General features: G+C 65.6%; 18 protein-coding genes. All 18 read left to right on the top strand.

Translation table 11 applies throughout. From position 1 onward, the window contains the following. Positions 1–387 precede the first annotated feature (387 nt). The 18 genes from rplC to rplO all read left to right on the top strand — a co-directional run bounded on the left by rplC (position 388) and on the right by rplO (position 9,156). Complete coding sequence (rplC, locus tag IQ220_RS04180; RefSeq protein ID WP_186697279.1) at positions 388–1,035, top strand: 50S ribosomal protein L3; 648 nt, start codon at positions 388–390, stop codon at positions 1,033–1,035. Between the two features lie 14 nt (positions 1,036–1,049). Further along, positions 1,050–1,685 (top strand): 50S ribosomal protein L4, encoded by a 636-nt coding sequence (gene rplD, locus IQ220_RS04185; protein ID WP_186697280.1) that lies wholly within the window; start codon positions 1,050–1,052, stop codon positions 1,683–1,685. Further along, on the top strand, positions 1,678–1,980 hold the full coding sequence (locus IQ220_RS04190) for a 50S ribosomal protein L23 (protein ID WP_186697281.1): 303 nt from the start codon (positions 1,678–1,680) through the stop codon (positions 1,978–1,980). The genes rplD and IQ220_RS04190 overlap by 8 nt, the downstream gene beginning before the upstream one ends. A gap of 15 nt (positions 1,981–1,995) precedes the next feature. After that, positions 1,996–2,859, top strand: a complete 864-nt coding sequence (gene rplB / locus IQ220_RS04195) for a 50S ribosomal protein L2 (RefSeq protein WP_193913246.1) — start codon at positions 1,996–1,998, stop codon at positions 2,857–2,859. A 35-nt stretch (positions 2,860–2,894) separates the two neighbouring features. Further along, positions 2,895–3,170, top strand: coding sequence for a 30S ribosomal protein S19 (rpsS, locus tag IQ220_RS04200; RefSeq protein ID WP_186697283.1), 276 nt, complete (start codon positions 2,895–2,897; stop codon positions 3,168–3,170). 3 nt (positions 3,171–3,173) lie between these two features. Beyond that, on the top strand, positions 3,174–3,542 hold the full coding sequence (rplV, locus tag IQ220_RS04205) for a 50S ribosomal protein L22 (RefSeq protein ID WP_186697284.1): 369 nt from the start codon (positions 3,174–3,176) through the stop codon (positions 3,540–3,542). Between the two features lie 20 nt (positions 3,543–3,562). After that, a complete protein-coding gene (rpsC, locus tag IQ220_RS04210; protein ID WP_186697285.1) occupies positions 3,563–4,291 on the top strand; it encodes a 30S ribosomal protein S3 in 729 nt (242 codons plus the stop codon). Positions 4,292–4,307: 16 nt separating this feature from the next. Continuing rightward, a complete protein-coding gene (gene rplP / locus IQ220_RS04215; protein ID WP_186697286.1) occupies positions 4,308–4,796 on the top strand; it encodes a 50S ribosomal protein L16 in 489 nt (162 codons plus the stop codon). A 2-nt stretch (positions 4,797–4,798) separates the two neighbouring features. Beyond that, positions 4,799–5,023 carry a 50S ribosomal protein L29 gene (gene rpmC, locus IQ220_RS04220; protein WP_186697287.1) on the top strand — a complete coding sequence of 75 codons (225 nt, stop codon included), beginning with the start codon at positions 4,799–4,801 and terminating at the stop codon, positions 5,021–5,023. 17 nt (positions 5,024–5,040) lie between these two features. Continuing rightward, positions 5,041–5,292 carry a 30S ribosomal protein S17 gene (rpsQ, locus tag IQ220_RS04225; protein ID WP_186697288.1) on the top strand — a complete coding sequence of 84 codons (252 nt, stop codon included), beginning with the start codon at positions 5,041–5,043 and terminating at the stop codon, positions 5,290–5,292. Between the two features lie 13 nt (positions 5,293–5,305). Continuing rightward, positions 5,306–5,671 (top strand): 50S ribosomal protein L14, encoded by a 366-nt coding sequence (rplN, locus tag IQ220_RS04230; protein ID WP_087068059.1) that lies wholly within the window; start codon positions 5,306–5,308, stop codon positions 5,669–5,671. 2 nt (positions 5,672–5,673) lie between these two features. Then, complete coding sequence (gene rplX, locus IQ220_RS04235) at positions 5,674–6,030, top strand: 50S ribosomal protein L24 (RefSeq protein ID WP_186697289.1); 357 nt, start codon at positions 5,674–5,676, stop codon at positions 6,028–6,030. Between the two features lie 76 nt (positions 6,031–6,106). Further along, on the top strand, positions 6,107–6,646 hold the full coding sequence (gene rplE / locus IQ220_RS04240) for a 50S ribosomal protein L5 (RefSeq protein WP_186697290.1): 540 nt from the start codon (positions 6,107–6,109) through the stop codon (positions 6,644–6,646). A gap of 20 nt (positions 6,647–6,666) precedes the next feature. Further along, a complete protein-coding gene (gene rpsH, locus IQ220_RS04245) occupies positions 6,667–7,068 on the top strand; it encodes a 30S ribosomal protein S8 (RefSeq protein WP_186697291.1) in 402 nt (133 codons plus the stop codon). Between the two features lie 16 nt (positions 7,069–7,084). Further along, the gene (gene rplF / locus IQ220_RS04250; protein WP_186697292.1) at positions 7,085–7,624 is read left to right on the top strand and encodes a 50S ribosomal protein L6; all 540 of its coding nucleotides are present in this window, start codon (positions 7,085–7,087) and stop codon (positions 7,622–7,624) included. A gap of 32 nt (positions 7,625–7,656) precedes the next feature. Beyond that, a complete protein-coding gene (gene rplR, locus IQ220_RS04255) occupies positions 7,657–8,022 on the top strand; it encodes a 50S ribosomal protein L18 (protein WP_186697293.1) in 366 nt (121 codons plus the stop codon). Between the two features lie 14 nt (positions 8,023–8,036). After that, positions 8,037–8,696, top strand: coding sequence for a 30S ribosomal protein S5 (gene rpsE / locus IQ220_RS04260; protein ID WP_193913248.1), 660 nt, complete (start codon positions 8,037–8,039; stop codon positions 8,694–8,696). A 10-nt stretch (positions 8,697–8,706) separates the two neighbouring features. Beyond that, positions 8,707–9,156, top strand: coding sequence for a 50S ribosomal protein L15 (gene rplO / locus IQ220_RS04265; RefSeq protein ID WP_186697295.1), 450 nt, complete (start codon positions 8,707–8,709; stop codon positions 9,154–9,156). Positions 9,157–9,205: the final 49 nt, after the last annotated feature.

A 9,205-nucleotide genomic window follows, 5' to 3' on the forward strand; every position in this document is an offset into this window, starting at 1 on the left:
GGTGGTGATCGATCCGGCCCAAGCGGATGGTCCAGATCTCGATGTCAGGTTCCGGCCTGAAGCGCGATCGCCGATCCACCGCCGGGAAACTTCCTGAACGCACCAGCCCCTCCACGGAGTGCGGCCAGTCCGGTCCAGGCCAGTCCCAGCCGCGCTGAACAGAGTCCGCTCTGTCTCGCTAGCGCCCTGAGCTTCGTGATCCAGGAATCCCATCGCCCGTCGGTGGTCGCCTGCGGGTGATCCAGCGACAGCCACCCGTCTGCTCCAGGCAGACGGATCAATGCCGCTTCCTGACCAGAACGTTCAAGGCCCTGCCAGACCAACGCTTCCTCTGCCTCAGCTTCACCGGATGCGTCCGGTGGTCCAGCTGGCGTTGACTCCCTACCTATGTCCATCGGCATTCTTGGGAAGAAACTGGGCATGTCCCAGTTCTTCGACGAGGCAGGCAAGTCCATCCCGGTCACCGTGATCGAGGCTGGCCCCTGCCGCATCACCCAACTCAAATCCAGCAGCACGGACGGCTACACCGCCGTGCAGCTCGGCTTCGGCGACATTCGCGAGAAGCTGGTCAACAAGCCCGCCAAGGGCCACCTGGCCAAATCCGGCGAGGAGGTGCTCCGCCATCTCAAGGAGTACCGAGTCGACAGTCTCGATGGGCTGGAGCTCGGCGCCGTCGTCTCTGTTTCGGCCTTTGAGGCTGGCCAGAAGGTCGATGTGAGTGGCGACACCATGGGCCGGGGCTTCTCCGGCTACCAGAAGCGCCACGGCTTCAGCCGCGGCCCGATGACCCACGGCTCCAAGAACCACCGCGAGCCCGGCTCCACCGGTGCCGGCACCACGCCCGGCCGCGTCTACCCCGGCAAGCGGATGGCCGGCCGCTATGGCGGCAAACAGATCACCACCCGCGGCCTCGTGATCCTCAAGGTGGACACTGAGCGCAACCTGCTGGTGGTGAAGGGATCCGTGCCCGGCAAGCCCGGAGCCCTGCTGAACATCTGCCCGGCGAACCGGGTGGGCGCCAAGGCCGGGAACTGAGGAGAACCGAGAACATGGCTGATTGTGTGATTCGCGACTGGCAGGGCAAGGAAGCCGGCAAGGCTGCCCTCGACCTCAAAGTCGCCAAGAAGAGTTCCGCCACCGACCTGGTGCACCGCGCCGTGGTGCGCCAACTGGCCCACGCCCGCCAGGGCACGGCCAGCACCCTGACCCGGGCCGAGGTGGCCGGTGGTGGCCGCAAGCCCTACAAACAGAAGGGCACGGGCCGGGCCCGTCAGGGCTCGATCCGCACCCCACTGCGGCCCGGCGGCGGCGTGATCTTCGGACCCAAGCCCCGCAGCTACAACCTGGCGATGAACCGCAAGGAGCGGCGCCTGGCCCTGCGCACGGCCCTAATGAGCCGCGTGGCCGACATCACGGTGGTCAAGGGCTTCGGCTCTGACCTTGACACCCCCCGCACCAAGGAGATCACCGCGGCGCTGGGGCGATTCGGCATCGAGGCGGGCACCAAGGTGCTCGTGATCCTCGACAACCCGTCTGAAGTCGTGCGCAAATCCGTGCGCAACCTCGAGACGGTGAAGCTGATCGCCGCGGATCAGCTCAACGTGTTCGACCTGCTCCACGCCAGCACGCTGGTGCTGAGCGAGGAGGCACTCGCGAAGATTCAGGAGGTCTACGGCGATGACTGAACGTTTTGCAGGTCGGCTCGCGGATGTGATCCGTCGGCCCCTGATCACCGAGAAGGCCACCCGCGCCCTCGAGTTCAATCAGTACACCTTCGAGGTGGACCACCGGGCCGCCAAGCCCGACATCAAAGCAGCGGTGGAAGCCCTGTTCGATGTGAAGGTGCTGGGCGTCAGCACCATGAATCCGCCACGCCGCTCGCGCCGCGTTGGCCGCTTCGCTGGCAAGCGTGCCCAGGTCAAGAAAGCGGTGGTGCGCCTGGCCGAGGGCAACGCCATCCAGCTGTTCCCTGAGTCCTGAGGGGTCTGAAACCACATGGCAATCCGTAACTACCGCCCCATCACCCCCGGCACCCGCACCCGCGTGGCCAGCGACTTCACCGAAGTCACCGGCCGCGGACGGGAACGGGGCCTGGTGGTGGCCAAGCACCGCCGCAAGGGCCGCAACAACCGCGGTGTGATCACCTGCCGCCACCGCGGCGGTGGCCACAAGCGCCTCTACCGGCTGGTGGACTTCCGCCGTGAGAAGCACGGTGTGACCGCCAAGGTGGCGGCCATCCACTACGACCCACACCGCAACGCGCGTCTGGCCCTGCTCTTCTACGCCGATGGCGAGAAGCGCTACATCCTCGCCCCGGCCGGGATCGAGATCGGCCAGCAGGTGGTGTCGGGCCCCGATGCCCCGATCGAAACCGGCAATGCCCTGCCGCTCTCGTCCATCCCCCTCGGCTCCAGCGTTCACAACGTGGAGCTGTACGCCGGTCGCGGCGGCCAGATGGTGCGCACCGCCGGCGCCAGCGCCCAGGTGATGGCCAAGGAAGGTGAGTACGTCGCCCTCAAGCTGCCCTCCACTGAGGTGCGGCTGGTGCGGCGTGAGTGCTACGCCACCCTCGGTGACGTGGGCAACTCCGAAGTGCGCAACACCAGCCTGGGCAAGGCCGGCCGCAAGCGCTGGCTGGGCCGCCGCCCGGAAGTGCGGGGTTCGGTGATGAACCCCTGCGACCACCCCCACGGTGGTGGTGAGGGCCGGGCGCCGATCGGCCGCTCAGGCCCTGTCACCCCCTGGGGCAAACCGGCCCTCGGCCTCAAGACCCGCAAGCGGAACAAGCCCAGCAATCGGTTTGTGCTGCGGAAACGTCGCCGCACCTCCAAGCGGAGCCGTGGCGGACGCGATTCCTGATGACCCACACCGCATTGCCCGCCTCCTGATCCGCTATGGGACGTTCACTCAAAAAAGGTCCGTTTGTTGCCGACAGCCTGCTCAGCAAGGTTGAGAAGCAGAACGCTGCCAACGACAAAACCGTGATCAAAACCTGGTCACGCGCCTCCACGATTCTGCCGATGATGATCGGACACACGATCGCCGTGCACAACGGCAAATCCCATGTGCCGGTTTACGTGACCGAGCAGATGGTGGGGCACAAACTCGGGGAATTCGCCCCCACCCGCACCTTCCGCGGCCACATCAAGGACAAAAAAGGAGGCCGTTGATCCATGGCTAACACTGCTCCCAACCAGGCAGCGCCCAACCAGGCCCTCGCCCACGGCCGCTACATCCGTGGCTCCGTGAGCAAGGTGCGGCGGGTGCTCGATCAGATCCGTGGCCAGAGCTACCGCGAGGCCCTGATCATGCTCGAGTTCATGCCCTTTCGCTCCACGGGCCCGATCACCAAGGTGCTCCGCAGCGCCGTGGCCAATGCCGAGCACAACCTCGGTCTCGATCCAGCCACGCTGGTGGTCACCGGGGCCACCGCTGACATGGGACCTTCCCTGAAGCGGTATCGCCCCCGTGCCCAGGGTCGCGCCTACGCGATCAAGAAACAGACCTGCCACATCAGCATCGCTGTGGCCCCTTCCGCCTGACCCCCGAGGACACCGAACCGATGGGACACAAAATCCATCCAACCGGCCTGCGCCTGGGGATCACCCAGGATCACCGCTCCCGCTGGTACGCCCCAAGCAAGACCTACCCGACCCTCCTCCAGGAGGACGACCGGATCCGCAAATTCATCCACAAGAAGTACGGCTCCGCCGGCATCTCCGATGTGCTGATCGCCCGCAAGGCCGACCAGCTGGAAGTGGAACTGAAGACGGCCCGCCCCGGCGTGCTGGTGGGCCGCCAGGGCAGCGGCATTGAGGATCTGCGCACGGGCATCCAGAAAACCGTGGGTGATGCGAGCCGCAAGGTGCGCATCAACGTGGTGGAAGTGGAGCGCGTCGACGCCGATGCCTTCCTGCTGGCTGAGTACATCGCCCAGCAGCTCGAGAAGCGCGTGGCCTTCCGCCGCGTCATCCGGATGGCTGTGCAGCGGGCCCAACGGGCCGGCGTGCTCGGCCTCAAGATCCAGGTGAGCGGCCGCCTCAACGGCGCTGAGATCGCGCGCACCGAATGGACCCGGGAAGGCAGGGTGCCTCTGCACACCCTGCGGGCCGACATCGACTACGCCACCAAGCTGGCCAGCACCACCTATGGGGTGCTGGGCATCAAGGTGTGGGTCTTCAAAGGTGAAGTGTTGCCTGGGCAGAAGGAGCAACTGCCCGTTGGCGCCGCTCCCCGCCGCCGCACCAGTCGGCAGCCGCAACAGTTCGAAGACCGCTCGAACCAGGAGTGATCAGGAGGCCTGAACCATGCTGAGTCCAAAACGCGTCAAATTCCGTAAGCAACAGCGAGGTCGCATGCGCGGCGTCGCCACGCGCGGCAACACCATCGCCTTCGGGGATTTCGCCCTGCAGGCCCAGGAGTGCGGCTGGATCACATCCCGCCAGATTGAAGCCAGCCGTCGGGCCATGACCCGCTACGTCAAGCGGGGCGGCCAGATCTGGATCCGCATCTTCCCGGATAAGCCCGTGACCATGCGCCCTGCGGAAACCCGCATGGGATCCGGTAAGGGCAACCCGGAATTCTGGGTGGCCGTGATCAAGCCGGGCCGCATTCTCTTTGAGATGGGCGGCGCTGAGATCACCCCGGAAATTGCCCGGGAGGCGATGCGCCTGGCGCAGTACAAGCTGCCCCTCAAGACCAAGTTCCTCACCCTGGCCGACCAAGAGGCCGCGGCCGATGAGCCCGCAGCAGCCGCTGCGGCGGTGGCCGAACCCGCCCATTCCGTGGAGTCCTGACCATGGCCCTTCCCGTTATCGCCGACGTGCGCAAGCTCAGCGACGGCGACCTCATCGAGCAGGTCAACGCCACCCGGCGCGAGCTGTTCGATCTGCGCTTCCAGCAGGCCACCCGCCGCCTGGAACATCCGCACCGCTTCAAGGCAGCCCGCATCAAGCTGGCTCACCTGCTCACGGTGCAGAACGAGCGCAAGGGCTCCACTGCCCCAGCTGATTCAGCCTCCTGATACCCCCCGTGATCCCCATGGCACTCAAGGAAAGGGTCGGCACCGTCGTCAGCGACAAGATGGACAAGACGGTGGTGGTGGCGGTGGAAAACCGCTTCCCCCACCCCATCTATCAGAAGACGGTGAGCCGCACCAAACGCTACAAAGTCCACGACGAAGACAACAGCTGCAAGGTTGGCGACAGGGTGCGGATCACCGAGACCCGCCCGCTCAGCCGCACCAAGCGCTGGACCGTGGCCGAGGTGTTCAACGCCTCTGCCCACTCCTGAGGAGAAACGACCCATGATTCAACAAGAGACGTTTCTCAATGTCGCTGACAACAGCGGCGCCAAGCGCATTCAGTGCATTCGGGTGCTCGGCACCAACCGTCGCTACGCCCACGTCGGCGACGTGATTGTGGCCGCCGTCAAAGATGCCATGCCCAACATGGGCGTCAAGAAATCGGATGTGGTCAAGGCCGTGGTGGTGCGCACCAGGGCCACCCTGCGTCGCGACACGGGCAACGCCATCCGCTTTGATGACAACGCTGCCGTGATCCTCGGCAACGAGAACAACCCGAAGGGCACACGGGTGTTCGGTCCGGTGGCCCGGGAGTTGCGTGAGCGCAACTTCACCAAGATTGTGTCCCTCGCTCCGGAGGTGATCTGACCATGGCCACCGCAACGCCAAAATCCAAGCCCGCTGAGCGCATCAAGATGCGTCTCAAGAAGGGCGACACCGTGCAGGTGATCAGCGGCAAGGACAAGGGCAAAACCGGAGAGGTTCTGCGCACCCTGCCCTACGACAATCGCGTGGTGGTTCAGGGAATCAACCTGCGCACCCGTCACGTCAAGCCCACCCAGGAGGGCGAGACCGGTCGCATCGTCACGGAGGAAGCCTCACTGCATGCCTCCAACGTGATGCTGTATTCCACCACCAAGAACGTGGCCAGCCGCGTCGAAATCGTGGTCGAGAAAGACGGCACCAAGAAACGTCGCCTCAAGAAAACAGGCGAACTTCTCGACTGACCCCCTTCAACCCACCCTGCTGCCGAGTTCCCCCTGCCTTCTGACCCAGCCCAGAAGCGCAACCTCTTCCCCCGCCATGTCCCTCAAACAGCGCTACCGGGAGACGATTCAACCCAAGCTCCTCAAGGATCTGAGTCTCTCCAATGTCCACGAAGTCCCGAAGGTGGTGAAAGTCACCCTCAACCGGGGCCTGGGTGAAGCCGCCCAGAATGCCAAGGCCCTCGAGGCCTCGATCGCGGAACTGGCCACCATCACCGGCCAGAAAGTGGTGGTGACCCGGGCCAAGAAGGCGATCGCCGGCTTCAAGATCCGCCAGGGCATGCCGATCGGCGTCGCCGTCACCCTCAGGGGCGAACGGATGTATGCCTTCCTGGAACGGCTGATCAACCTGGCCTTGCCCCGCATCCGCGACTTCCGTGGCGTGAGCCCGAAGAGTTTTGACGGCCGCGGCAACTACACCCTGGGAATTCGAGAGCAGATCATCTTCCCTGAAATCTCGTTCGAGAAGATCGATGCGATCCGTGGCATGGACGTGACGATCGTGACGAGCGCCCGTAACGACGAAGAGGGCCGGGCCCTTCTCCGCGAGATGGGAATGCCGTTCCGCAGCAACTGAGCCCTCTTCGGACCTGACCCATGGCCAATCACGACCCCATTTCCGACATGCTCACCCGCATCCGCAATGCGAGTGAGAAACGTCACGAGACCACCAAGATCCCGGCTTCCCGCCTGATCCGCAGCATTGCCAACGTGCTGCAGCAGGAAGGCTTCATCGCTGCCATCAGCGAAGAAGGCGAAGGGGTGCTGCGCCACATCGTGGTGGAACTCAAGTACAGCGGTAAGCACCGCCAGCCCACCATCCGCTCCGTCCAGCGGGTGAGCAAGCCGGGCCTGCGCATCTACAAGAACAATCGTCAGCTGCCCAAGGTGCTGGGCGGCCTCGGTGTGGCCATCATCTCCACCTCCAAGGGAGTGATGAGCGACCGTGACGCCCGCAAGCAGGGCGTGGGTGGCGAAGTGCTCTGCTACGTCTACTGATCAGGGAGATCCACTCATGTCACGTATTGGTAAAGCGCCCATCCCCGTGCCCGACAAGGTCACCGTCACCCTCCAGGGGCTCGAGGTGACCGTGAAGGGCCCCAAGGGGGAACTCAACCGCACCCTGCCCGAGGGGGTGTCGATCAGCCAGGACAGCGGCCTGATCGTGGTGAGCCCCAGCGGCGAGAACCGCCGCTGCCGCGAGCGCCACGGCCTCTGCCGCACCCTGGTGGCCAACATGGTGGAAGGGGTGAGCCAGGGCTTCAGCCGCAAGCTCGAGATCGTCGGCGTGGGTTACCGCGCCGCCCTCCAGGGCAAAAAGCTGGTGGTCTCCGCCGGCTATAGCCACCAGATCGAGATGGTTCCCCCCGACGGGATCTCCTTCGCGGTCGAGGGCACCACCACCGTGGTGGTGTCTGGCGCCAACAAGGAGCTGGTGGGCAACGAGGCCGCCAAGGTCCGCGCCATCCGTCCTCCTGAGCCCTACAAGGGCAAGGGCATCAAGTACGCGGGCGAGCGCATCCTGCGCAAGGCCGGTAAGACCGGTAAGAAATGAGGTCTGCCTGAGCATCGTTACTCTGTATTGCCATGTCATCCCTCTCCCGCAAACAGCAGACCCAGAAGCGTCACCGCCGTCTGCGTCGCCTACTCAACGGCACCGCCGAGCGTCCGCGCCTGGCCGTGTTCCGCTCCAACAACCACATCTACGCCCAGGTCATCGACGACGGTGCCCAGAGCACCCTCTGCTCGGCCTCGACCGTGGACAAGGAGCTGCGCCCCAGCGTGACCACCGCAGCCACCTGCGAGGCCTCGGTTGCCGTGGGCCAGCTGGTGGCCAAGCGCGCCCTCGCCAAGGGCATCTCCCAGGTGGTCTTCGATCGCGGCGGCAACCTGTACCACGGCCGGGTCAAGGCCCTGGCTGACGCCGCCCGGGAAGCGGGCCTTCAGTTCTGATCCCGACTTTCACCATGACCCAAACCAACGAACAAGTTCAATCCAGCGGTGCCGTGCCCGCAGCAGCCGGGGTTCCCGCGGCTGCCGAGGGCCAGCAGGAGCGCCGTGGAGGTGGCGGCGGCGGCGGCGGCGGCCGCGGTGACCGCCGCGGCGGTGGCCGGGGGCGCGACAACCGTCGCGGCCAGGAGCGCGACTCGGAATGGCAGGAGCGGGTGGTGCAGATCCGCCGTGTCTCCAAGACCGTGAAGGGCGGCAAGAAGATGAGCTTCCGGGCCATCGTCGTGGTGGGCAACGAAAAGGGCCAGGTGGGCGTCGGCGTCGGCAAGGCCGGCGACGTGATCGGCGCCGTCCGCAAGGGCGTGGCCGATGGCAAGAAGCACCTGGTGAAGGTGCCTCTCACCCGTGCCAACTCGATTCCCACCCTCAGCAACGGCCGCGATGGCGCTGCCAGCGTGCTGATCCGGCCTGCCGCTCCAGGCACCGGGGTGATCGCAGGCGGCTCGATTCGCACCGTGCTGGAGTTGGCTGGCATCAAGAACGTGCTGGCCAAGCGCCTCGGCTCCAAGACGCCGCTCAACAACGCCCGCGCCGCCATGGAAGCCCTCTCGGGCCTCCGCACCCACAAGGAGACCGCCAAGGAGCGGGGCATCTCCCTTGAGCAGATCTACTCCTGAGGCCCTTCCGATGAGCATCACTCTCCAATCCCTCAAAGCCAACCCCGGCGCCCGGCGCCGCAAGCTCCGCAAGGGTCGGGGCATCGCCGCCGGTCAGGGCGCCAGCTGCGGCTTCGGCATGAGGGGCCAGAAATCCCGCTCGGGCCGGCCCACCCGTCCCGGCTTCGAGGGCGGCCAGATGCCCCTCTACCGGCGGGTGCCCAAGCTCAAGCACTTTGAACTGATCAACCGCAAGGAATTCACGGTGCTCAACGTGGCCCGGCTGGCCGACTGCGCCGCCGGCAGCACGGTGAACCTCGACACCCTGGTCAAGGCCGGCATCGTCACCAGCCCCAAGCACCCGCTGAAGGTGCTCGGCCATGGTGATCTTGGCGTGAAGCTCACGGTGCAGGCCTCCGCCTTCACCGCCAGCGCCCGGGCCAAGATCGAGGCCGCCGGTGGCAGTTGCGAGATCATCTGAGCGCCCTGCCCGGCGGCGGCCCCACGGGTCGCACAAGCCTCCGCCCTAG

It is taken from the genome of Cyanobium sp. LEGE 06113 (assembly GCF_015207615.1).